We start from the raw sequence: 22226 nt of genomic DNA, 5'->3' as shown, positions 1-22226 counted from the left end.
CGCGCGCGCCATGCTGACGGTTCAGCCGGCGTTCACCCAAGCTCACGCCATAAGTGTCGGCCACCCGGCAGACGGGGCGAGGCGAAGAACGACATCCAATGGCCCTATGCTTGCGCCGCCACCCTGATCGGTGAGGCGCCGGCAAGGAATGGACGGTCCGGGAACGCCTTCAACCTGAGTCGGATGGTTCGCAACTTGCCTGTCGTTATGTGGAAGACGGCAGGCGTCCCATTCTGACCTGTCTTGACCGAAACCCTTGAACACAACACCGCAGCAAAACCATGCGCGACAACATAGATCTTCACCTGGCCAAACGCCTTTTCCACCGGCGGCGGGAATTGAACCTTACCCAGCGTCAACTGGGACAGCTTTGCGGCGTGACCTTCCAGCAGGTCCAGAAGTACGAGTGCGGCGCCAATCGGATTTCGGCCTCGATGATCTGGCGGCTCGCCGATGCGCTTGAGGTGCCGGTTCACTATTTTTACGACGGCCTTGAGAAACCCCACCTAAACGGGGCAGATGTCGCCGAGATAGCGTCAGGCGAGGCGAAGACTTCGTTGCTCTCGCTTGGGGGCAAGACGGCCACATCCAGCTAGTCCAAGAAACATGTTCGCTGAACATGCTCGTCTATGGTCAAGCCTGAGACGATGAGCGCACTTTTCAAAGTTGAAATATGAGCCTTAACTTCATCGAATCCTAAGCGATCCCCGGCGCGCTTCGTTCAGACCGCGGACGTTTCGGGTGAGGAGACGACGATGAACGCGGAGCTCTCGAACAAGACACCGGACCCGATGGATGTAGCCCTTGGCGCCTCGGTTCGGATACGCCGTCGCACGATCGGGATGTCTCAGGAAGCCCTGGCCGAACAGTGCGGGGTCAGCTTCCAGCAGATCCAGAAGTACGAAAACGGCGCCAACCGCATTTCATTCTCCCGGCTGGTCCAGATCGCACGCGCGCTACGCTGCCGGGTGGTCGACCTGATGGACGTGCTCGACACGTCAGGCGCCGAGATCGGCGGCGATATCGACATGCTCAGCCGCATCCGCACCCCGGGCGCCCTGGAGTTGCTGACGGCCTTCGAACGCCTGCCGCAGGAGGCCCGCGCCTCGCTGGTCAACCTGTTGCGCACCCTGACGGAGACCGACGCCGGCGGAGCCCGCGCCCGCCAGCGCGAACTGGCCTAGCGCGCGCCTTAGGCCGCCTGTTCCGGGGCGAGATCCGCCGCCAGTCGGGAGATCTCGGCCAGCAGGGCGGCCGGCGAAATCGGCTTGGCCACGTGGCCGTCCATCCCCGCGCGCCGATAGGTCTCGATCTGATCGGGCAGGACGTTGGCGGTCATGGCGACGATCGGGGTCTCCCCGGCCTGGCCGGGAAGCGACCGGATGCGCCGGGCGGCCTCGACCCCATCCATCACCGGCATCTGGATATCCATGAAGATGAGGTCGTAGGAACTGGCCGCAGCCTGTTCGACCCCATCCGCGCCGTCGCGGGCGATCTCCACCTCGGCCCCCAGCTCGGTCAGCATGCGCAAGGCCACCATGCGGTTGGTTGCGTTGTCCTCGACCACCAGGATGCGCAGGCCGGCGAGCCAGCGGTCGGCGGTGATCGGCGCCGGGCGCCCGCAGACCGGCGCGGCGATCTCGATCCAGAAGGTGGAGCCCACGCCCTCGATGCTGCTGAAGCCGATGCCGCCGCCCATGCGCTCGGCCAGGGCCTTGGTCACCGCTAGGCCGAGGCCCGAGCCGCCGAACCGGCGGGTGCTGGAGCCGTCGGCCTGCTGGAAGCGGTCGAGCAGGCTGGCTTGAGCCTCTAGGGGAATACCGACTCCGGTGTCGGCGACCTCGATCCTCAGGCGCTGGGCCTCGCCCTCGCCGGAGGTCGCCAGCTTGATCCGCACCCCGCCCTGCAAGGTGAACTTCACCGCGTTGCCGGCCAGGTTGAACAGTATCTGGCGCAGACGCACGGGGTCGAGCGACGCCCAGCCCAGGGTCTCGGGCGCCTCAATGGCGAGCGAGAGGCCGCGGGCGTCGGCGTCGGCGCGCAACATCCCGATCACCACATCGCCTTCCCGCGACAGATCGAGGGCCTCGGGCGCCAGTTCCAGGGCGCCGCTCTCGATCTTCGAGAAGTCGATGATGTCGCTGAGCATCTGGGCCAGCGTCGAGCCACAAGCCAGGGCCTCGTCCACCAGGACCTGGCCGGCGTCGGACAGGGCTTCGTTCTTGAGGATGTGCAGCACCCCCATCACGCCGTTCATCGGCGTGCGGATCTCGTGGCTGATATTGGCGAGGAATTCGGTCTTGGCCTGGACCGCGCCCAGCGCCGCGTCCCGGGCGTCGGCCAACTCGGTCACGTCCTGGGTGATGCCGAGCACCTCCCAGTCGCCGGACGGCAGCGCGCGCACGCCGCGCCAGGCAGTTCGAAACCGGCGCCAGTCGCCGCTCTCGGCCTGGTGGCGATAGGTGACCATGCCCGTGTCGCCGGTGCGCACGACCTGGCTCCAGAGCTCGTCGACATGGTCGCGATCGTCCGCGTGGATCCGGTCCTTGAACGCCGCCTCGGCCATGCGCAGCAGGCTCGAGTCATCGGCGCGCGCGGTGTCCAGGGGATTGAGATCATATTCGCAGGTGTCGGCGTCGAAGCGCCAGACATAGACCCCGGCCGTCTCGCCCAGCAGTTCGGCCACGCGGCCCAGCTTTTCCTTGTTCTCGACGATCTGGTGCTCGGCCGAGATGTCCTGGATCACCAGCAGGGCGCGGCCGTCAGCGGCTCGCTTGGCCCGTGTGCGCACCCACAGCCAGTCCCCGTTGGGCGCCGGGATACGATGGTCGAAGATCGCCGCGCCATCGCGCTTCAGCCGCACGACGTGGGCGGCGATCATCTCCGCCTCATCGGGATGGTGCAGTTCGCCATAGGGACGGCCGAGGGTCTCGGCCTGCGACCAGCCGGACAGGGCGAGCCAGGCGGGATTGGCCGACGCGACCTTGCCATGGCTGACGACGACGAAAGCGTCGAGCGCGTTTTCGAAGAACCAACCGGCGGCTTCGCCGTCCGCGGCTTCAGCTTCCATGGGCGCCCCGTTCCCCCTGCGGGGTCGTTTCTCGATCCCACCCGGCCATGACGCCGGAAAGCCGTAAACAGAGCCTTGCCGTAGAAGGCCTGGACGCTCGAAGGGGCGCGCCACAATGTCGCACTCTCGACACTCAAACGCAGAACGGACGCCGGCCCCTCGCGAGTCCGGCGTCCGCCCAATTCGTCAGATCGTGGAGGTCGGCTAGACCGGCTTCAGATCGACCGCGGCGGTCTTGCCGCGCTCTTCTTTCTCCTCGTAGCTGACCTTGTCGCCCTCGTTCAGGCTGCGCAGACCCGCGCGCTCGACCGCGGAGATGTGGACGAAGACGTCCTTGCCGCCGTCATCAGGTTGGATGAAGCCGAAGCCCTTGGTGGCGTTGAACCACTTGACCGTACCGGTGGCCATGTCCTTCTCGTCTCCCTGACTCAGTGTTCCACGCGGACTCGCGACGAGGATCGCCGGTCGCCCGGTCCATCTCAGTCGTCTGGGGAGCGGGCTGTTCGGTTCCGCGCGGAATGCGTGGGGAGAAGAACGTCAGCAGGCCCAAAGCGCCGATTGGGCCGAAGTCTGGCCATGGGCCAGGACGCCGGTCAACCGCAGCGCCTGTTCAACTTTCCGCCAACACCTTGTCGATCAGGGCCTTGGCCTCCTTGCCCGACCAGTCGGCGTCCCCGGCCAGCCGGCCCCGCTCCACCCCGTCGGCGCCGTAGATCACGGTGGTCGGCATGCCCACGGCGGCGGGTTTGAAGGCGAACGGCAGAGCCATCTTCGGATCGTGATAGAAGGCCAGCGGCGCGTGCTTGGCGATGAAGGCGCGGGCCTTGGCCTCGTCGTCGGGCCGGTCGACGCTGATCGCCACCACCTCGACCGGCTTGCCCTCGTAGTTCTTGGCCAGCTTGGCCAGGGTGGGCATCTCGATGACGCAGGGCGCGCACCAAGTCGCCCACATATTGACCACCACGACCTTGCCCCGGAAGTCGGCGATGCGCCGGGTTTGGCCCTTGGCGTCGAGGAAGCCGGCCGCCGGCGGCGGGGCCGCCTCGACCGGAAGCGCGAACTTGGCCATCTCGCCCTTGGCGAAGCCCTTCAGGTTCGTTTCCTGCTGGGGGTTTATGGAAGCCTGACCGATGATGTAGAGAACCGCGGCGGCGCCGAGAACGGCGACGCCCCCTAGCACCCACCGCAGCGGGATCTTGGGGCCGCCGGCCGCACCTTCATCCGAACGCTCGCTCATATGACCGACAACTCCTCGCCTGCCTCGAATAAGACCCAAGATGGCCAAGCCATGTGGGGCGGACGGTTTACGTCCAAACCGGCCGAACTGATGCAGGCGATCAACGTCTCCATCGGCTTCGACAAGCGCCTGGCGTCCCAGGACCTGGCTGGGTCGCGGGCGCACGCGGCGATGTTGCGCAAGCAAGGCGTGATTTCAAGCGAGGACGAGGCGGCGATCCAGGGCGGGCTCCAGGCCATCGCCGCCGAGATCGACGCCGGGACCTTCCCGTTCCGCGACGAGTACGAAGACATCCACATGAACGTCGAGGCGCGGCTGCGCGAGCTGATCGGCCCGGCGGCCGGCCGGCTGCACACCGCCCGCTCGCGCAACGACCAGGTGGCGCTCGATTTCCGCCTGTGGGTCCGCGAGGCGTGTGACCGCACCGGCGCCCAGATCCGCGACCTGCAGGCCGCCCTGCTGGCCAAGGCCGAGCCGCATGCGGCCACCCTGATGCCCGGCTTCACCCATCTGCAGCCGGCCCAGCCGGTGACCTTCGGCCACCACCTGATGGCCTATGTGGAGATGTTCGGCCGCGACGCCTCGCGCTTCGCCGACGCCCGGGCGCGGATGAACGAATGCCCCCTGGGCGCCGCGGCCTTGGCCGGCTCGCCCTTCCCCATCGACCGCCACGCGACGGCGCAGGCCCTGGGTTTCGACGCCCCGACCGCCAATTCGCTAGACAGCGTCGCCGACCGCGACTTCGCCCTGGAGGCCCTGGCGGCGGCCACCATCTGCGCCGTCCACCTGTCGCGGCTGGCCGAGGAGATCGTGATCTGGATGACGCCGCAGTTCGGCTTCGTGAAGCTCTCGGACGCCTTCACCACCGGCTCGTCGATCATGCCGCAGAAGAAAAACCCCGACGCCGCGGAGCTGATCCGAGCCAAGGTCGGGCGGCTGCTGGGCTCCTTCACCCAGCTCACCGTGGTGATGAAGGGCCTGCCGATGACCTATTCGAAGGACATGCAGGAGGACAAGGTCCCCACCTTCGAGGCCTTTGACGCCCTGGAACTCTCGCTGGCCGCCATGGCCGGCATGATCGCCGACCTGGAGCCCGTGGCCGAGAAGATGGCCGCGGCGGCCGGCGCCGGCTATTCGACGGCGACGGATCTGGCCGACTGGCTGGTGCGCGAACTGGACATGCCGTTCCGCGACGCCCACCACGTGACGGGCGCGGCGGTGAAAAAGGCGGAGTCGCTCGGCTGCGATCTGTCCTCCCTGCCCCTATCTGAGCTCCAGGCCCTGGAGCCGCGGATCACGGCCGGCGTTTTCGACGTGCTGACGCCGGCCGCTTCGGTCGCCAGCCGCAAGAGCTACGGCGGCGCCTCGCCGGAACAGGTTCGCGCCCAGATCGCGCGTTGGAAGGAGAAGCTGTGATGACCCTTCGAGTAGCGGCGATCGCCGCCCTGACGGGCGCCCTGGCCCTGGCCGGTTGCGGCAAGATGGGCGCCCTGGAGCGTCCCGGCCCGCTGATGGGCAAGGGCTCCGGCGCGGACGCCGGGTCCGATCCCGGCCGCGCGATCCGCACGGTCGATCCACGCAATCGCGACGACGCGCCGGTTCCGCCGCGCACCCAGCCGATCGACTCCGCGCCCAGCGCCACCTCGAGCGCCCCGCAAGGCGCCATCCCCGATCCTTACGCCCGGCCCAGATGAACCACTTCGAGCTCCACGGGGGCGAGCTCTTCTGCGAGGACGTATCCCTGAGCGCCCTGGCCGAGGCCGTGGGCACGCCGGTCTATGTCTATTCGACGGCCACGCTCGAGCGGCACTACACGGTGTTGCGCGACGCCCTGGTCGCCGAAGGGATCCGCGGCGAGCACGGCGCTGATCCGTTGCTGGCCTTCGCGGTGAAGGCCAATTCCAATGTCGCCGTCCTCAAGACCCTGGCCCGGCTGGGCGCCGGGGCCGACACGGTCTCGGAAGGCGAGATCCGCCGGGCGCTCGCCGCCGGCGTCCCGCCCGAGAAGATCGTCTTCTCCGGCGTCGGTAAGACCGAGGGCGAGATCGCCTTCGCGCTCAAGGCCGGTGTCAGCGAGATCAATGTCGAGTCCGAGCCCGAGCTGGAACTGGCCAGCCGGGTCGCCCAGTCGCTGGGAACCCGCGCCGTCGTCGCCATCCGGGTCAATCCCGACGTCTCGGCCGGCGGCCACGCCAAGATCTCCACCGGCAAGGCCGACAACAAGTTCGGCGTCTCATTCTCCGAGGCCGAGCGGCTCTACGCCAAGGCCTCCAACAACGCCGGCCTGAAGCCGGTGGGCGTCACCTGCCATATCGGCAGCCAGATCACCGACCTGGCGCCCATGGCCGAAGCCTTCGCCAAGATGCGCGGCCTGGTCGAGCGCCTGCGCGGCGAGGGGCTGGCGGTCGAGCGCCTCGACCTGGGCGGCGGCCTGGGCGTCCCATACTTCAACCAACCGACCCCGCCCGCCCCCGCCGACTATGCGCGGATGATCGCCAGGACCATGGACGGGCTGGACGTGGCCTATTCGTTCGAGCCCGGACGGATGATCGCCGCCAACGCCGGCGTGCTGCTGGCCCGGGTGCTGCACATCCACCAGCGCCCGGAGGGCCGGAAATTCGCGGTGCTGGACGCGGCCATGAACGACCTGATCCGGCCGGCCATGTACGACGCCTATCACGAGATCGTCCCGGTCAAGCCGCGCCCCGGCGCCCCGGTGGTCTATGACGTGGTCGGGCCGATCTGCGAGACCGGCGACACCTTCACCCGCGAGCGCGCCCTGCCGCCGCTTGAGGCCGGCGACCTCGTGGCCTTCCTCAGCGCCGGCGCCTATGGGGCGGTGATGTCCAGCGAATACAACAGCCGCCTGCTGGCCCCCGAGGTGCTGGTGAAGGGCGCCGACCACGCCGTGGTCCGGCCACGCCCAACCTATGAGGATATGCTGGCCAAGGAGGCCGCCGCCCCCTGGCTCTAGCCGCCGCCCCTTGCCAAACCGGGCGAGGGCGCAGGAAGTAGGGCCCAACCAACCCGGCGCGATCGTGCCGAGGGCGGACGGGAGGGTCGGAGATGCGCTTCGGGATCTTTTACGAGCACCAGCTTCCCAAGCCCTGGAACGAGGGCGACGAGGCGCGGCTGTTCCACCAGGCCTTGGAGCAGGTCGTGCTCGCCGACCGGCTGGGCTTCGACTACGCCTGGGAGGTCGAGCATCACTTCCTGGAGGAATATTCCCATTCCTCCGCGCCCGAGGTGTTCCTGGCCGCCTGCGCGGCGCTCACCAAGACCATCCGGGTCGGCCACGGCATCCGCCAGGTGATCCCCAACTACAACCACCCCGCCCGCACGGCCGAGGGTCTGGCGACGCTCGACATCATCTCCCACGGCCGGCTCGATTTCGGGATCGGCGAGGGCGCCACGCGGCTGGAGCTGGGCGGCTTCGGCATCCCGGCCAAGGAGAAGCGGGCGCTCGCCCTGGAGGCGGCCGAGCAGATCGCCAACATGATGGTGATGGACCCCTATCCCGGTTTCGAGGGCCGGGGCTTCTCCTTCCCCTGCCGCAATGTTGTGCCCAAGCCGATGCAGAAGCCGCATCCGCCGATGTGGATGGCCTGCACCAACCGCGACACCATCAAGATCGCCGCCTCCAAGGGGCTGGGCGCGCTGGCCTTCTCCTTCGTCGATCCGGAGGAGGCGCGGAACTGGGCCAACATCTATTACGGGATCATCAAGTCCGAGGACTGCGTCCCCATCGGCCACAGCGTGAACGCCAACATCGCCATGGTCTCGAATTTTTCCGTGCACAACGACCGAGCCGAGGCCATTCGGCGCGGCCAGGAGGGTTTCGAGTTCTTCGGCTATGCGGTGAACGCCCTGGTGGCCCACGACGCCCTGCCCGGCCGCTCGACTCTGTTCGCCGACTTCCAGAAGTCGCGCGCCAACAGCGATGAGGAGATCATCGCCGCCCGGAGCATGGCTGAGCGCAACGCCAACGGCATCGGCACACCCGACGACATCCGCGAGCACATCACAGCCTTCCAGGACGCCGGCGTCGACCAGGTGATCTTCCTGCAGCAGGCCGGCCGCAACCGCCACGACCACATCTGCGAGTCGCTGGAGCTGTTCGCCGCCGAGGTGATGGGCGGCTTCAAGGCGCAGGTCGCCGAGCGCGAGGCCCGCAAGGCCCGGGAACTCGCTCCCTATGTGGCCGCGGCCATGGGCCGCAAGGCCTGGATGCAGCCGCTCGCCGACCATGAGATCCCGGTGGTGCCGGCCTCGGTGGTCCGAGCGCAGATCAACGCGACCACCCGCTAGGGCTCGAGGATCTCGCGCAGGGTCATGCGCTTGTGGGCCTCCACCAGGGCCCGGCCCTGCGCGCGGTCGAGGGAGATGGCGAGGCGCATGGTCGCCTCGCCCAGGTGCCAGGTCAGGAAGGCCGAGGTGGCGATCTTTTCGGGATCGGCGTCCGGGTGGACCCGCGCCATCACCTCGGCGAGCATCGCCCCGGCGGCGCGGCTCTCGGCCAGTTCCAACAGGACGAGCTGCTTGTCGGCCTGCATGCCCGACCAGATATCGCGCATCACCGGCTCGGCCAGCATGATCTCGTAATAGAGGTCGATGAGCCCGAGATAGGCCGCCTTCAACCCTTCCAGGTCGCGGACCCCCACCAGGGCCTCCTGGATGCACCGGCGGTTCTCGGCGTTGTAGCGCTCGGCCAGGGTGCGGATGATCGCGCTCTTCTCGGGGAAGTACTGGTAGAGCGAGCCGATCGAGATCCCGGCGCGCTCGGCCACCTCGCTCATCTTCAGCTGGTCGCTGCCCTTGGCCGCGATCAACTCCGTGGCCGCCCTCAGTATGCGCTCCAGCCGCTCGCGGCTGCGCTGCTGCGCGGGCGCCCGGCGCTGTCCCCCGGCCTCCAGATCCATATCCGCCATCCCGCGCAAATCCTCTTGACGTCAAAATATGAGGGTTTATCACTTTCTCAAATATGAGACTTCCTCATGTTAACGCGCAGGCGAGATATGACAATGGAAAACAACGCTCTGACCCTGATCACCGGCGGCAACGGCAAGACCGGTCGCCGCCTGGCGGAACGGCTGATCGCCGCGGGCCGTCCCGTGCGCATCGGATCGCGCAACGCGACCCCGGCCTTCGACTGGGAAGACCGCTCCACCTGGGCCAGCGCGCTCGACGGCGTCAGCGCCGTCTATGTGGCCTTCCAGCCCGACCTCTCGGTTCCGGGCGCCCTGGAGACTTTGACGGCCTTCTACGCCCAGGCCCTGGCGGCCGGCGCTCGGAAGCTGATCCTGCTGTCGGGCCGCGGCGAGGCGGAGGCCGAGGAAGCCGAACGGGCCCTGCAGGCGACCGACGCCGACTGGACCATCCTGCGGGCGAGCTGGTTCAGCCAGAACTTCAGCGAAGCCCACTTCCTCGAACCGCTCCAGGAAGGCGAGCTGGCCCTGCCGGTCGGCCCGGCGCCCGAGCCCTTCATCGACGTCGAGGACATCGCCGACGTCGCCTTCGCCGCCCTGACCCAGCCGGGCCATTCGCACCGGCTCTACGAACTGACCGGCCCCCGCGCGCTCACCTTCGCGGACGTGGTGGCGGAGATCGCGGCGGCCACTGGGCGCGAAATCACCTTCGCCGCCATCCCCGCGCAGGAGTACCGCGCCGCTCTCGAGGAAGCCCAGGTTCCGGCCGAAATGAGCGACCTGGTCCTCTACCTGCTCACCACCATCCTCGACGGCCGCAATACCCAAATCGCCCATGGCGTGCGCCAGGCGCTCGGACGCGAACCGCGCGACTTTTCCGAGTATGTGCGCCAGACCGCGGCCACCGGCGTGTGGGGAGGAACCCATGCTTGAACGTGTCCTGACCACAGCGGTCTTCACGGCCGCGATCGGCAGCGGCGTGGTCGGCGGGATCTTCTACGCCTTCTCCACCTTCATCATGCCGGCCCTAGCCCGCATACCGGCCGAACAGGGGACCGCCGCCATGCGGATGATCAATATCACCGTGATCAATCCCCTCTTCATGCTGGCTTGGATGGGCACGGCCCTGATCTGCCTGGTCCTTGCCGGCGGGGCGCTATTCTGGTGGCAAGGACCAGGCGGCTGGCTGATCCTGGTCGCCAGCTTGCTCTACCTGCTCGGCTGCTTCGCCTCGACCATGGTCTTCAACGTGCCGCTGAACAACCAGCTGGCCGCCGCCGACGCCGCCCAGCTGGCGACGCTGTGGCCGCGCTATCTCGACGTCTGGACGATGTGGAACCACGTCCGCGCGGTCGCGCCGATCCTCTCGGCGATCCTGTTCACCCTCGCCATGGTGCTCAAGTAGGGGCCTCTCGACGCCGGTCCCCATGCGGGGTCGGCGTCCGCCCTAACGCTTCATGAACCTAAACTTCACCATGATTGACGGCGATTGGATGAAGGAGAGCCCCCGCGTGCGTTGGGACGAGGTGCTCGATGAAGGTCTCAATGGCGCGACGCTCAGGATGAGCAAGCGCGGATCGGCGGCCCGCCTGCTGGTGTCCGGCCTCGCCGGCATCCTGCTGTGGGTCAGTTTCGACTGGCGCGCGGCGGCGGCCTGGTTGGCCGTGAACCTGGCGCTCGAAGCCATCCTGCTGGTCAGCTACGCAAGGTCCGCCCGCCGCGGCGGCGCCCGTCGCGCGCCCCGCCTCGAGCGCTTCGCGCCGCCAGTGATGTTCAGCGCAAGCTGGTCGGCCATGGCCGGCCTGAGCTGGATCTATGGCGACGGGCCCATGCGCCTCGCAGCCATCATCCTCCTGTTCGGCATACTGATCGAGGCGCTGAAATACGCCGTCCATAGCCGCGCGGCCTTTCTCTGCATCGTTCCGTTTCCCCTCGTCGCGCTGATAGTCGCGCCGATGATCTTCGGGGGCCTGAAGGGCTGGGACCTAGTCTTCGTCGGCCTCGCCCTGTTCGGCCTCGTCGCCTATGTGGTCGACGCCGCCCAAGCCGTCCGGACCAACGCCAGCGCCCTGGAGAAGGCTCAGGCCGAAGCCCTGGAAGCCAGTCGCGCCAAGTCGGCCTTCCTGGCGATGATGAGCCACGAACTGCGCACGCCGATGAATGGCGTCCTCGGCATGGCCCACGCGCTCGCGGCCACGAAGCTCAGCCGCCAGCAGGCGGACTATCTCGAGATGATCGTCCAGTCGGGTGACGGCCTGCTGGCGATTCTCAACGACATCCTCGATCTGTCGAAGATCGAGGCCGGTAAGCTGGAACTGGAATCCGTCGGGTTCGACGTGGGCAAGGTCGGCCGCCAACTCTACCTGCTATGGAGCGAAACGGCGCGACAGAAGGGCGTCGAACTCGTGCTCGACGTGGATCCGAGGACGCCCGCCTGGTTGGCCGGCGATCCTGTCCGCGTGCGCCAGATCCTGCTCAACCTGATTTCCAACGCCCTGAAGTTCACCGAGAGCGGGACGGTCGATATCCGCATCGCGCCGCACGCCGACGGGGGCGTCGCCTTCACGGTGGCCGACACCGGGATCGGCATGACCCAGGAACAGCAGGACCGGCTGTTCCTGGCCTTCTCGCAGGGCGAGACCTCGACCACCCGTCGCTTCGGCGGCACCGGCCTGGGGCTGTCGATCTGCCGCCAGCTCGTGAACATGATGGACGGCGAGATCACCGTGGAGAGCCAACCCGGCCGGGGCTCGACCTTCCGCGTCCGCCTGCCCCTGGCCGCGGCGGGGGCGCCCGCCGTCGGAGAGGCTAAGACCCAGCTCATCGGCCTGAGCGGCCGTCAAATCCTGGTCGTCGACGACAACAAGGTCAATCAGGCCGTGGCGCGCGCGATCCTGGAGGCGACCGGCGCGCGGGTCTCCATGGCCGATGACGGCCTGGAGGCGCTCGCGGCCCTGCGCAAGGGCCAATTCGACGTTGTGCTGATGGACGTGCACATGCCGCGCATGGACGGAATCGAAGCGCTGCGGCGCATCCGGGCGGGGGAGGCCGGACGCGCCGACACCCCGGTGATCGCCTTGACGGCCGACGCCATGTCCGGCGAGGGCGAGCGGCTGATCGGCCTCGGCTTCGACGACGCCCATCCCAAGCCGATCCAGCCGGCGAGCCTGATGCACGCTGTCGCCGCTCGATGCGAGATTCGAGCGCCCGAGCCCGTCTAGACCGGTCGGATCAATCCAGGGCGCCGATGAACGGCAGCCCGCGATAGGCTCCGGCGGCGTCCATGCCATAGCCCACCAGGAAGCGGGGCGGGGCGTGCCAAGCCACGAAGTCCGGGACGATCGCGCGCGGGGTGGGCCACGGCTTGCTGGCGAACACGGCGGTGAGCGCGCGGCTCGCGCCGGCGTCGGTGACCAGGCGCTGGGCCTCGGAGAGCGACAGGCCGGTGTCGATGACGTCATCGATGATCAGGGCCGTGCGGCCCGCCAGCGGACGCTGCAGGTCGGCGCGGACCTCGCAGCGGCCGAGGCTGGCGCGCTCGTCGCCATAGGAGGCCAACCACAGGGCGTCGAACCGGACGTTGCGGCCGGCCCTCGACAGGGCCCGGGTCAGGTCCGAGGCGAACCACAGACCGCCGGTCAGCAGGCAGACCGCCACGGTGTCGTCGTCGATGCGCGGCGCGATCTCGGCCGCCAGGGCTTCCACCCGCGTCGCGACCTCGGCCTCGCTCAGCAGGACCACCGGTTCCGATAGAAGCTCACTCATGGGCTTGGAGGGCGTCCGGCGAACCAGGTGGCAGGGGCTGGGCCTCGACCGGCGCGGGCGTCAGGCTCCGGGTCACCGCCGGCGGGTCGGCAGCATGGCGTAGGGCCGGCGCCCCATGGGCGACCGCGGCCTTCGGGGGATCGCCCTGGTTGACCTTCACCTTCTTCAGCGGCTCTGGCGGGGCGAAGGCCACTTCCAGGACACGAGCCGTGACCGGCGGGTCCAGCAGGGCGATGGCGAAGTGGCGGGTCTCGCCGGGCGGGATCTTGGCGTCGGCGGGCCGGGCGATCTTGGTCACCACCGCCTTGCCGTGCTCGTCCAGCAGGCTGATGCGCATCGGCGGCGAGACCACCGGCCCGTCCTGGATGTTGCGAATCATGCCCGAGACCGACAGCGCCGCGTGACCCTCCTGCAGCGAGGGTTCGAACCGCACGCCCTCGATCACCAGGCCCAGGCTGTTCACCGGCTGGCCGACGAAGGCGTAGGCGCTGGCCGTGCGCGGCCAGATGCGCACGACGTCGACGCGGAACACGAAGGCGACCGCCAGCAGCACCAGCAGGGCCGCGGCCAGGCCCGCCCAGATGATCCCCGTGGCGGCGGCCTCGCGGATCCGACGCTCGGTGTCGGCCTTGGCGCGGAAAACCTTGGGCAGGATCTCGCCCGGCAGTTCGCTGATCGGGGTCTCGTCCGCCGGGAGCGTCGGGGACGCCGGTTCGCGGGCGACCGCGCCCTCGTCGCCGGTGACCTCCAGGTCGAGCGCCGCCGGCTCCGGCTGCGCGGTCCAGCGCGCGCCGCAGTTGGCGCATTTCACGGTGCGGCCGGCTTCGGGGATCTTGGAATCGTCCACGAAATAGCTGGTGGCGCACTCTGGACAGGTCAGGATCATGACGGCTGGATCGGACGCTCAGGACCAAAAGATTGTTTTTGTGGGGTTATTCTATCCACCCCCATAGCATGGGTGACGGTATTCGCGGCGGCAACGCAAGAAGTTCCCGCACACGCAGCCATTGTCCCGACCTCCACGACATCACCGTAACCGATTCCTGCGCCGCCGATCCATTGGCAGGGCATGAGACGCTAAGTCGATCAAGCTTTAGATTGGCTCAAGGCTAGCCGCCCAGGGTTCGCTCCAGGGTCACCCCGATCGAAGGCCCGGAGTCGAGGCTGCGGGCCTCGATGCGCCCAAGCGGCGCCGAGCCACGAAGGCCCTGGTAGCGTTCGCGGCGACGCTCCGCCTTCCCGGAGCCTAGGTTTTCGACCTTCACGCGCATCCGCCAAGCGGCCGATGGGCGATACTCGGCGAACAGATCGTAGCGTGTCTCGATCCGTTCCCGCTCGACCTCGTCGAAGCGAAACTCGTATTCGGTCTCGCCGATCGTGGCCTCGACGCCCCACCGGGCGCGCCAGGAAGGAAGATCCTGGCTGAAGCTGACCGCGCCCTCCACAGCCGGCTCGTCGGAGATGCCGCGGGCGAGGCCAGTGGCGGGGTCGGTCACGCGGCTGCGCCGCCAGACGACGTCGGCCCTGACCAGCCCACCGGCGACGCCGAGGCGGTCGACCGGCAGCTTGGCGTTGATCTCGAACTCCGTGCGCCGGCCCTTGCCGATATTTCCAGGAGCGTCGAACGCGAAGCCCGCGCCAGCGATGGGGATGCGGTCGACGACGTCCTCGATGAGATCACGCCGCAAGGTCAGCACGACCGAACCCGCCGATCCGACCTGGCGCTCCCAGGCGAACGCGGCGCGCCAGGTCCGGTCGGGCACGAGGTCCGGATTGCCCGCGGTGACAGTGTCGGAGGTCAGCGAGGCCGAGCTCACGAAGTCCTCGAAATCGAGCTGTCCCACCCGTCGCGCCAGCTCCAGCCGAACACGGTCGCGCGCGGTCGGGGACCAGGTGACCAGGGCATTCGGCTTTGCGTAGGCGAACGACTTGGTGAGCTGAGCGTCTCCCGCATGGCTGAGTTCCGAGACCTCGAACCGCGAACCAACCTCCAGGGCCAGGGTCGGCGACGGTCGCCAGGTCATGGTCGCGAAGGCCTCGGCCCGGCGCTCCTCGACCCGCACCGTCGCACTGGGCAGAACGATGGCTACACCGTTCTCGGAAAGGTGGCTGGCGCTGTCCAGCACGTTGAGCGCCGCCTCGCCGCCGACGTCCAGGCCGAGGGCCGGCCCCTCTCGGCGCATCACCCCCCGGACGATGCTCTCACGGGCGATGGAGCGCAGGCTCGAGACGCTGGTCTCGCCGTCCTCCACCTCCACGTCGCGCGACCTCAACCGGGACTGATGGTGAAGACCGCGCAGTTCCGAACGCCAGGACCCCAGCGCGCGATCGTACTGCGCGACCGCTTCGCCCTCCGTGACGATCTCCGTCTCGGCCACCACGCTGCGGGCGGGCTCGGGGAAGGTGGCGGTCTCCAGGATATCGGCGCCCGTCCGTTCGCGGCGAACCGAGAGGTCGCCGCGGAACTTGCCGCCGCCGACCGGGCGTTCGTATCCCGCCGCCGCCTCGACGATATCGGTGGCCTGGTTTTCATCGAAACGGCCGGCGCGCTCCAGGTCGCTGGACGAGCTGAAGCGTAGCAGCGGTCCCTCTCCCGCCTCATCCTCGACCTCGCGCGCCGCCGAGGCCGAGAGCTCGATGAGCCGGTCGGGGGATTTGCGCGAATATTCCACCGCCAGGCTGGGCGCCGCGCCGCCGTGGCGGAAGGTCTCCAGGCCGGCCTCCACCCGCCCCTGCGCCTGGGCGATCGGGAGCCGCACGACATTGGCGACCAGGGCCTGGCCCTGCATGTCGATCCCGGCGGCCCCGGCCCGGATCAGCTCGATCCGCTGCACCGCACCGGCCGGAATTCGGCGAAGTACGGCCTCCAGGCTCTCCTGCTTGCTCGAGGGCCGCTTGCCGTCGATCAGCACGTTGCCGGCCGCGCCCGAGAAGCCGCGCACCTCGCTGTCGCCGCCGTCAAAGGAGAAGCCCGGCAGCCGGCCGATCATGTCGAATGCGGAGGACGGCTGGCTGGAGGCGAAGAAGGCGGCGGGATAGGCGTCGACGGTGGCCGTCGCGCCCATGGCCGGGCCGGCCAGGATCGACGCGGCGGCGGCGAGCAGGCTGAAAGTCTTGATCATCGGCGCGGTCCCCCAAAATGGACGCGCTGGCGCCCTCTCGTCCCCCTTGTCGTCCTCCCAGGCTGACATCCGGGCGCCGCACGCCGTCAGCGGGACGTCAGCCAGCTCGTGGGAACATGGCCCTCATGACCCAGCACATTCCTCTTTCCATGACCCTCGCCGCCGCCCTCGCGCTCAGCGCAGTCGCCGGGCCTGCCCTCTCCGGCGAAAGCAAGAAGCACGATCACGACGCCGCCCGCGCCGCCCTGGCCCAAGGCGCGATCCTGTCGCTTCCCCGCGTCCTCGCCATTGCCGGGCGAGAGGTGCCTGGCGACGTCCTGAAGGTCGAACTCGAAGACGATGATGGCCGGCTGATCTATGATCTGAAGATCCTCGCCCGCAACGGCCGGGTCCGGGAGGTTGAGATCGACGCCAAGACGGGCGCGGTCCTGAAGGTTGAGGACGATTGATTGCGCGCCCTAGTCGTCGAGGACGATCCCGACGTTGGTCCAGACCTGGCGCGCGCGCTGTCCGCCGCCGGCTTTGTCGTCGATCTGGCGCGTGACGGCGATGACGCGTCGTTCAAAGGCGGGGTCGAGGACTATGCCGCCGTTGTCCTGGACCTCGGCCTGCCGCGACTGGACGGCCTGTCGGTCCTGCGCCGGTGGCGGGCCGACGGCCGCGCGTTTCCGGTGCTGATCCTCTCGGCCCGCGGCGACTGGACCGAGAAGGTCGAAGGCATAGAGGCCGGGGCCGACGACTATCTGGCCAAGCCCTTCGAGATGGGGGAACTTGTCGCCCGCTTCCGCGCCCTGGTCCGCCGCTCGGCGGGCCGCACCTCGCCGGTGATCGTGGTCGGCTCGCTCAGCCTGGACACCCGGCGGATGTCGGCCACCGTCGCCGGGGCGCCGGTCCGGCTGTCGCCGCTGGAGTTCCGCCTGCTGGACTGCCTGGCGCACCAGCCGGACCGCGCGGTCTCCGCCGGCGAGCTCGCCGAGCACCTCTACGGCGCGGCCGAGAGCGGCGACGCCAACGCCATCGAGGCGCTGGTCACGCGTCTGCGCCGCAAGCTGGGGCCCGGCGTGATCGAGACGCGCCGCGGGTTCGGCTACCTGCTGGCCGGGACCGGCGCTTGAAGGCGAGGTCGCTCCATCTGCGGCTGATGGCCGGGGCCATGGTGGCGATCCTGGCGGCCCTGGCGGTGGCCTGGCTGGCCATGACCTGGCTGTTCGAACGGCACATCGAACGCCGCGAGGCCGCCGAGCTCACCCGCGCGGCCCTGGTCCTGGTGTCCGGCCTGAGCCTGGGCCCCGGCGGCGTTCCCGTCGCCGCGTCCCGTCCGGTCGACTCGCGCTTCGATGCTCCCGCCGGCGGACGCTACTGGCAGGTCGGCGGCGGCGGCGGCCTGCGCTCCCGCTCCCTGTGGGACCAGGCCTTGCCCGTCTCGGCCGGCGCGCCCTCCGGCGACTGGCGCGCGCGAGTCGGCCCCGGCCCGTTCGGCGCCCGACTGCTGTTCGTCGAGCGCACGGTGCGCCCAGACCGCGCGGGTCCGCAGGTGCTGGTGCAGGTGGCCACCGACGAGGCGGCGTTGAGCGCGGCGCGGCGGGAGTTCGGCCGCGACCTGGCCTTCTTCCTGGCGGTTCTCTGGGCCGTCCTGTCGGTGGCCGCCCTGGTCCAGGTCCGGCTCGGACTTCGGCCCCTGACCCAGCTCAGGGCCGATCTCGAGCGGCTGCGGCGAAGTCCGTCCGCGCGGTTGCCGGCCGGCGCGCCGCGGGAGATCGAACCTCTCGTGGGCGCCATCAATGCGCTGGCCGACGCCCGCGAGGCGGATCTGGCCCGGGCGCGCAGGCGCGCAGCCGACCTGGCCCATAGCCTGAAGACGCCCTTGGCGGCGCTGTCGGCCCAAAGCCGCCGCGCCCGCGAGGATGGCGCCCCAGCAGCGGCCGACGGCCTGGACCGCGCCATCGCCGCGGTCGCCGCCGCCCTCGAGTCCGAACTGGCCCGCGCCCGGGCCGCGACCGCCCGAGACGGCGCCCGCGACGGCCATGCCGCGCCCGCCGCGGTGGCCGAGCGTCTGGTCGGGGTCATCGAACGCACCGATGACGGTTCGCGGCGGGCCTTCGAGATCGACCTGCCGGCCGAGCTGAGACTCCCGCTGTCCGAGGACGCGCTCACCGAGATCCTCGGCGCCCTGATCGAGAACGCCGCGCGCCACGGCCGCCGGCGCGTGCGGATCGCCGGCTCCGACGGCGTTCTCACCATCGAGGACGACGGCCCGGGCATCGACCAGGGCCGGGCCGAAAGCGCCCTGATCCGCGGCGGCCGGCTGGACGAGGCGGGTCCCGGCCATGGCCTAGGCCTGGCCATCGTGGCCGACCTGGTCGAAGCGACCGAGGGCGCGATCGTACTGGATCGTTCGCCGATGGGCGGGCTGCGCGTGCGCCTATCGTGGCTACCGGCTCAGCGAGACCCCGGGCCGTAATAGGCGCCGCCGGCGCGATAGCGCTCCAGCCGCTTCAACTCCCTGGGATCGATGCGGTCGCGCCAAGTGGACACGCCGTTGCGCAGGTCCGCCGGCGTGAGCACCAGGGGCTTCCAGACCGGCGCGCCCAGGATGTCGTACAGATTGTAGGTCAGGGTCGGCGTGGCCCCATTCATACGGAACTCGAGCAGGCCGAAGTTCGCGGTCTTGGCGAATAGCGGGCGGATGCGGGCCTCGGGGACCTGGTCCTGCCACTTGTCATTGGGCGTCTGGGCGAGGGGCGAGGAGACGAGGTCGTAGAGATCGTAGCCGCCCTGTTCCGACCGCGGGATGCAGTTCAGCTCGCCCACATGGGTGTCGCCGGACAGGCAGACCACGCCCTCGATCTTCTCGTCGCGGATGAAGTCGAACAGCTCGTCGCGCTCGTGCTGGTAACTGGCGAAGGAGTCCCCTGGCCGCTCGGCCACCGACCAGCCCACACCGGACACCAGGATCTTGAACGGCGCGCGGCTGGTCTTCAGAGCCGCCTTGAGCCATCGCTTTTGCCCCTCACCCAGCATGGTCTTGCCGGGGCCGTCCGGCATGTCGCCCGGGTCGCGGTGGTAGCGGCCGTCCAGATGAAAGAAGTCGACCCCGCCATAGCTGTGCTGGAAGAAGACACCCGGCGTTTCCGATGTCCCGTAGGAGGGATTGGCCCAGTAGCGGCGGAAGACCTCCAGGGCGCGCGACTTGAACGGACTGCGGCGGTCGGAGTCGTTGTAGCCGAAGTCGTGGTCATCCCAGATGGCGAGGCTGGGGGTGCTGCGCAGCAGCGGCTGCAGCCGCTCGACACCGCGCTGCCGGCGATAGGTGTCGGCGAGGATCTCCGGCTGGTCGCTGTCGGCGTAGATGTTGTCTCCCAGCCAGAGGAAGAGATCCGGTTCGTAGGCCGCCACGGCCGTGAACACCCGTTGCTCGCTGTCGAACTGCAGCCGCGCGCAGGAGCCGAATGCGACGCGGAAGTCGCTCAGGCCGGCGGGGGCGGTCTTGGTCTTGAACGGCAGGGGCTGGAAGCGGTCGGCGACGCCGCCGAGCCGGAACCGGTAGTGGTAGGTGGTGTCCGGCGTGAGACCTTCAATCCTGTGCACCGTCACGAAGTCGCCCGCGGGCGAGGCCTTGACCGGCGCCGTGAACCTGGACCGCGCAAAGCTCCGGTCGGTCGCGTATTCCACCTCGACCTCGAAGTCGCCGCTCACCCGCGCCCAGATGGTGATGTGACCAGGTCCGGCGTGCCCGACCATCGGGCCCTGGACGACTCGCGGATAGCCGATGACGGCGGCGACGCCCCGCTGCGCCCAGGCCCAAGCCGCCGTCAGCGCCGCGGAGCCGAGAAGGCCGCGCCGTCCGATGGGGAACGCCGTGTTCACGCTGCGGCTCCGGTGTCGATGGGTTGGAGGATGGCCAGCAGGTCGGCCTGGATCTGCGGCGTCGATGCCAGGCAGGTGCCGTTCATCAGGTCCAGCGGCCGGCCCAGGGTGTCGGTGATCAGACCGCCGGCCTCGGTCACCAGGATCGCGCCCGCGGCCATATCCCAGGCGCTGACCGACTGCTCCCAGTAAGCGTCGAACCGGCCGCAGGCGACATAGGCGGTGTCGATCGCGCCGGCCCCCAGCCGCCGGACCTGGGCGACGCGCGGGGTCAGCAGCGACATCTCGTGGGCGAACTGGGCGTGGCGCGGCTTGCCGGCGAAGGGGATACCGACAGCGATCACCGCCTCACCCAGGCTGGCGCGCTTGGAGACCCGGATGGGTTCGCCGTTCAGGAAGGCGCCCTTGCCCTTTTCGGCCCAGAACATCTCCCCGGTCATGGGCTGATAGGTGACACCGGCCACGACCTGGCCCTCCCGGGCAAGCGCGATGTTCACCGCGAAGATCGGCAGCCCGATGAGGAAGTTCATGGTCCCGTCCAGCGGATCGACGACCCAGGTGTTGGCCTTGTCCTCGCCCTCGACCAGGCCGCCTTCCTCGCCCAGGAAGCCGTAAGCCGGATAGGCGGCGGCCAGCATGGCGCGCACCGTCTCCTCGGCCCGCAGATCGGCGATGGAGAACGGGTCGCCGTGGCCCTGCTTAAGATGCACCTCCAGGCTGGCGATCTCGGCGAAGTCGAGGCGCAAGCGGTCGCCCGCGGCCTTGGCGGCGGCGATCATGGTGGAGACCAGGTCGGACGGTGAGCTCATCAATCCCTCAGTTTCACGCGCCACAGGCAGGTGGCCAGGGCAAGCGAGGCCACCGAGGCCCCGATCCAGAACAGGATGGCCGGACCGAAGTCATAGGTTCGCACGCCGCCGACCATGGTCATGCCCTGTTCGATGAGATGGCCGGAGACCTGCTCCTGGATCGCCGCGCCGATGTAGCTGAACACGCCCACCACGCCCATGGCCGCGCCCGCCACCCGCTTGGGGCAGATGTCGGTGGCGAAGAGGCCGCCCAGGGAGGTGACGAGCGCGGTCAGGCCCAGGCCGAACAGGACCATGCCCAGGGTCAGGACCGGCAAGGTGTTGGGTCCGTAGAAGATGATCAGCAGGCCGGTTAGCTCCAGCAGTCCGAACATCAGGTTGGCCGGTGGGCGACGGGCGCCGAACCACTTGTCGGAGATGAAGCCGTAGGCGATCGCGCCGGCGATGCCCGCCAGGGTGCTGACCATCAGCATGGTTCCAGCCAGGGTCAGGGAGAAGCCCCGCGCCTCCTGCAGGTAGAGCACGCCCCAGCTGTTGATGGCGTAACGGGTCACGTAGGTCAGGGCGCTGGCGACCGCGAGCGTCCAGACGGCCGGGATCTTCAGGATCGAGAGCTGGGTGAGGAAGGTGCTCGCCGAGACGGTCTTGGCCCCCTCCCCGTTCCAGTGGTCGTTGCGCCAGTCCGCGACCTTTGGCAGGCCCATGGTCTGAGGTCGGTCCTGGACCCAGAGATAGATGCCGATCGCCGTCAGCACCCCGATCACGCCGGGGCCGAAGAAGCCGTAGCGCCAACCGAACGCCGCCACGACGCCGCCCACCACCACGAAGGTCAGGCCTTCGCCGATCGAATGGGCCGTGCTCCAGATGCCGTAGAACCGGCCACGCTCGCGATTGGAGAACCACTGGGCCATGGCGACCACGCCCGACGGCGCCCCGTAGCTCTGGAACCAGCCGTTCAGGCCCCACAGCACCACCGAGATCCACAGCGTCGTCGATAGGCCCATGCCGATGTTGCACAGGGCCGAGATCAGCACCCCGAAGGCGAAGAAGCGCTTGATGTTGGCGTGGTCGGCCAGGAAGCCGTTGGTCAGCTTGCCGAAGGCGTAGGCGTAGAACAGGGCCGAGCCGATCAGGCCCAGCTCCGTCGGAGTGAAGACGCCCTGGTCGATCAGCGGCTTCTTCACCACGCCGAGGGCCAGCCGGCAGGTGTAGACCAGCCCGTATCCCAGGGTGATCGCCACCATGATCCGGAAGCGGTGGCGGCGGTACAGGGTGTCCACCTGGCCAGGGTCGGTCAGCGGCGGGGCGTCCGCGCCCGGCGCGAATATCGAGGTCAGGGCCTTCATGGCGGTCGTTCCCCCGTGGGATCGGACTCTGCGGCCCGACTCCGAACAAACTATTCTATTTCTATATCGTATGGAAGTTTTCTTC

Annotated in this window: 22 protein-coding genes; 12 read left to right on the top strand and 10 right to left on the bottom strand. The window is 68.9% G+C overall.

Features of this window, described 5'->3' with window-relative positions; translation table 11 throughout:
* The first annotated feature begins 281 nt into the window (after nucleotides 1–281).
* Together V6M51_RS08730 and V6M51_RS08725 are read left to right on the top strand one after the other, a co-directional pair.
* Nucleotides 282–596 (top strand): helix-turn-helix domain-containing protein, encoded by a 315-nt coding sequence (locus V6M51_RS08730; protein WP_332766381.1) that lies wholly within the window; start codon nucleotides 282–284, stop codon nucleotides 594–596.
* 159 nt (nucleotides 597–755) lie between these two features.
* Nucleotides 756–1184, top strand: coding sequence for a helix-turn-helix domain-containing protein (locus tag V6M51_RS08725; protein ID WP_332766379.1), 429 nt, complete (start codon nucleotides 756–758; stop codon nucleotides 1182–1184).
* An 8-nt stretch (nucleotides 1185–1192) separates the two neighbouring features.
* Here the strand turns inward: V6M51_RS08725 and V6M51_RS08720 are convergent, their stop codons facing one another.
* The 3 genes from V6M51_RS08720 to V6M51_RS08710 form a co-directional block, all read right to left on the bottom strand.
* Nucleotides 1193–3070, bottom strand: a complete 1878-nt coding sequence (locus V6M51_RS08720) for a PAS domain-containing hybrid sensor histidine kinase/response regulator (RefSeq protein ID WP_332766377.1) — start codon at nucleotides 3068–3070, stop codon at nucleotides 1193–1195.
* 204 nt (nucleotides 3071–3274) lie between these two features.
* Entirely contained in the window at nucleotides 3275–3478 is a 204-nt protein-coding gene (locus V6M51_RS08715; protein ID WP_254836037.1) for a cold-shock protein, read from the bottom strand.
* A 202-nt stretch (nucleotides 3479–3680) separates the two neighbouring features.
* Nucleotides 3681–4307: a TlpA family protein disulfide reductase gene (locus tag V6M51_RS08710; RefSeq protein ID WP_332766373.1), complete on the bottom strand. Its 627-nt coding sequence runs from the start codon at nucleotides 4305–4307 to the stop codon at nucleotides 3681–3683.
* On the opposite strand from V6M51_RS08710, the gene argH reads away from it, so the two are divergent.
* The 4 genes from argH (at nucleotide 4308) to V6M51_RS08690 (ending at nucleotide 8615) form a co-directional block, all read left to right on the top strand.
* A complete protein-coding gene (argH, locus tag V6M51_RS08705) occupies nucleotides 4308–5723 on the top strand; it encodes an argininosuccinate lyase (protein ID WP_332766371.1) in 1416 nt (471 codons plus the stop codon).
* A complete protein-coding gene (locus V6M51_RS08700) occupies nucleotides 5723–6001 on the top strand; it encodes a hypothetical protein (protein WP_332766370.1) in 279 nt (92 codons plus the stop codon). Before argH ends, V6M51_RS08700 begins: the two co-directional genes overlap by 1 nt.
* Nucleotides 5998–7281 carry a diaminopimelate decarboxylase gene (lysA, locus tag V6M51_RS08695; protein WP_332766368.1) on the top strand — a complete coding sequence of 428 codons (1284 nt, stop codon included), beginning with the start codon at nucleotides 5998–6000 and terminating at the stop codon, nucleotides 7279–7281. Before V6M51_RS08700 ends, lysA begins: the two co-directional genes overlap by 4 nt.
* A 92-nt stretch (nucleotides 7282–7373) precedes the next feature.
* Nucleotides 7374–8615 carry an LLM class flavin-dependent oxidoreductase gene (locus tag V6M51_RS08690; protein WP_332766366.1) on the top strand — a complete coding sequence of 414 codons (1242 nt, stop codon included), beginning with the start codon at nucleotides 7374–7376 and terminating at the stop codon, nucleotides 8613–8615.
* On the opposite strand, the gene V6M51_RS08685 is transcribed toward V6M51_RS08690, so the two are convergent.
* Nucleotides 8612–9235 carry a TetR/AcrR family transcriptional regulator gene (locus V6M51_RS08685; protein ID WP_332766364.1) on the bottom strand — a complete coding sequence of 208 codons (624 nt, stop codon included), beginning with the start codon at nucleotides 9233–9235 and terminating at the stop codon, nucleotides 8612–8614. The genes V6M51_RS08690 and V6M51_RS08685 overlap by 4 nt on opposite strands.
* 93 nt (nucleotides 9236–9328) lie before the next feature.
* Between V6M51_RS08685 and V6M51_RS08680 the strand changes: the two genes are divergently transcribed.
* From V6M51_RS08680 to V6M51_RS08670, 3 genes are all read left to right on the top strand, one after another.
* Nucleotides 9329–10165, top strand: a complete 837-nt coding sequence (locus tag V6M51_RS08680; RefSeq protein ID WP_332766363.1) for an NAD(P)H-binding protein — start codon at nucleotides 9329–9331, stop codon at nucleotides 10163–10165.
* Nucleotides 10158–10637, top strand: coding sequence for an anthrone oxygenase family protein (locus V6M51_RS08675; protein WP_332766362.1), 480 nt, complete (start codon nucleotides 10158–10160; stop codon nucleotides 10635–10637). The genes V6M51_RS08680 and V6M51_RS08675 overlap by 8 nt, the downstream gene beginning before the upstream one ends.
* A gap of 106 nt (nucleotides 10638–10743) precedes the next feature.
* Nucleotides 10744–12453: an ATP-binding protein gene (locus tag V6M51_RS08670; protein WP_332766361.1), complete on the top strand. Its 1710-nt coding sequence runs from the start codon at nucleotides 10744–10746 to the stop codon at nucleotides 12451–12453.
* Between the two features lie 10 nt (nucleotides 12454–12463).
* Here V6M51_RS08670 and V6M51_RS08665 read toward each other — a convergent pair whose 3' ends face one another.
* The 3 genes from V6M51_RS08665 to V6M51_RS08655 all read right to left on the bottom strand — a co-directional run bounded on the left by V6M51_RS08665 (nucleotide 12464) and on the right by V6M51_RS08655 (nucleotide 16119).
* Complete coding sequence (locus V6M51_RS08665) at nucleotides 12464–12997, bottom strand: phosphoribosyltransferase (protein WP_332766359.1); 534 nt, start codon at nucleotides 12995–12997, stop codon at nucleotides 12464–12466.
* Nucleotides 12990–13883 (bottom strand): DUF3426 domain-containing protein, encoded by an 894-nt coding sequence (locus V6M51_RS08660; RefSeq protein WP_332766358.1) that lies wholly within the window; start codon nucleotides 13881–13883, stop codon nucleotides 12990–12992. The genes V6M51_RS08665 and V6M51_RS08660 overlap by 8 nt, the downstream gene beginning before the upstream one ends.
* A gap of 223 nt (nucleotides 13884–14106) precedes the next feature.
* Nucleotides 14107–16119: a TonB-dependent receptor plug domain-containing protein gene (locus tag V6M51_RS08655; protein ID WP_332766357.1), complete on the bottom strand. Its 2013-nt coding sequence runs from the start codon at nucleotides 16117–16119 to the stop codon at nucleotides 14107–14109.
* 149 nt (nucleotides 16120–16268) lie between these two features.
* On the opposite strand from V6M51_RS08655, the gene V6M51_RS08650 reads away from it, so the two are divergent.
* From V6M51_RS08650 to V6M51_RS08640, 3 genes are read left to right on the top strand one after another with little or no spacing between them, the layout of a single operon-like run.
* Entirely contained in the window at nucleotides 16269–16568 is a 300-nt protein-coding gene (locus V6M51_RS08650; RefSeq protein ID WP_332766355.1) for a PepSY domain-containing protein, read from the top strand.
* Nucleotides 16569–17234, top strand: a complete 666-nt coding sequence (locus tag V6M51_RS08645; protein ID WP_332766353.1) for a response regulator transcription factor — start codon at nucleotides 16569–16571, stop codon at nucleotides 17232–17234. It begins immediately after the preceding gene.
* Nucleotides 17231–18580 (top strand): sensor histidine kinase, encoded by a 1350-nt coding sequence (locus V6M51_RS08640; RefSeq protein ID WP_332766351.1) that lies wholly within the window; start codon nucleotides 17231–17233, stop codon nucleotides 18578–18580. The genes V6M51_RS08645 and V6M51_RS08640 overlap by 4 nt, the downstream gene beginning before the upstream one ends.
* On the opposite strand, the gene V6M51_RS08635 is transcribed toward V6M51_RS08640, so the two are convergent.
* Genes V6M51_RS08635 through V6M51_RS08625 form a run of 3 tightly spaced genes read right to left on the bottom strand, consistent with a single transcriptional unit; the run spans nucleotide 18559 to nucleotide 22141 of the window.
* Nucleotides 18559–19986 carry an alkaline phosphatase D family protein gene (locus tag V6M51_RS08635; RefSeq protein WP_332766349.1) on the bottom strand — a complete coding sequence of 476 codons (1428 nt, stop codon included), beginning with the start codon at nucleotides 19984–19986 and terminating at the stop codon, nucleotides 18559–18561. The two genes, V6M51_RS08640 and V6M51_RS08635, sit on opposite strands and share 22 nt — an antisense overlap.
* Entirely contained in the window at nucleotides 19983–20795 is an 813-nt protein-coding gene (locus V6M51_RS08630; RefSeq protein WP_332766347.1) for an inositol monophosphatase family protein, read from the bottom strand. Before V6M51_RS08630 ends, V6M51_RS08635 begins: the two co-directional genes overlap by 4 nt.
* Complete coding sequence (locus tag V6M51_RS08625; protein WP_332766345.1) at nucleotides 20795–22141, bottom strand: MFS transporter; 1347 nt, start codon at nucleotides 22139–22141, stop codon at nucleotides 20795–20797. Before V6M51_RS08625 ends, V6M51_RS08630 begins: the two co-directional genes overlap by 1 nt.
* Nucleotides 22142–22226 lie beyond the last annotated feature (85 nt).

Origin of the sequence: Phenylobacterium sp. (assembly GCF_036677185.1) — a bacterium.
Taxonomy (GTDB): Bacteria; Pseudomonadota; Alphaproteobacteria; order Caulobacterales; family Caulobacteraceae; genus Phenylobacterium.
Note: the sequence above shows the minus strand (reverse complement) of the source record. Positions and strands in the feature narration are given on the sequence as shown.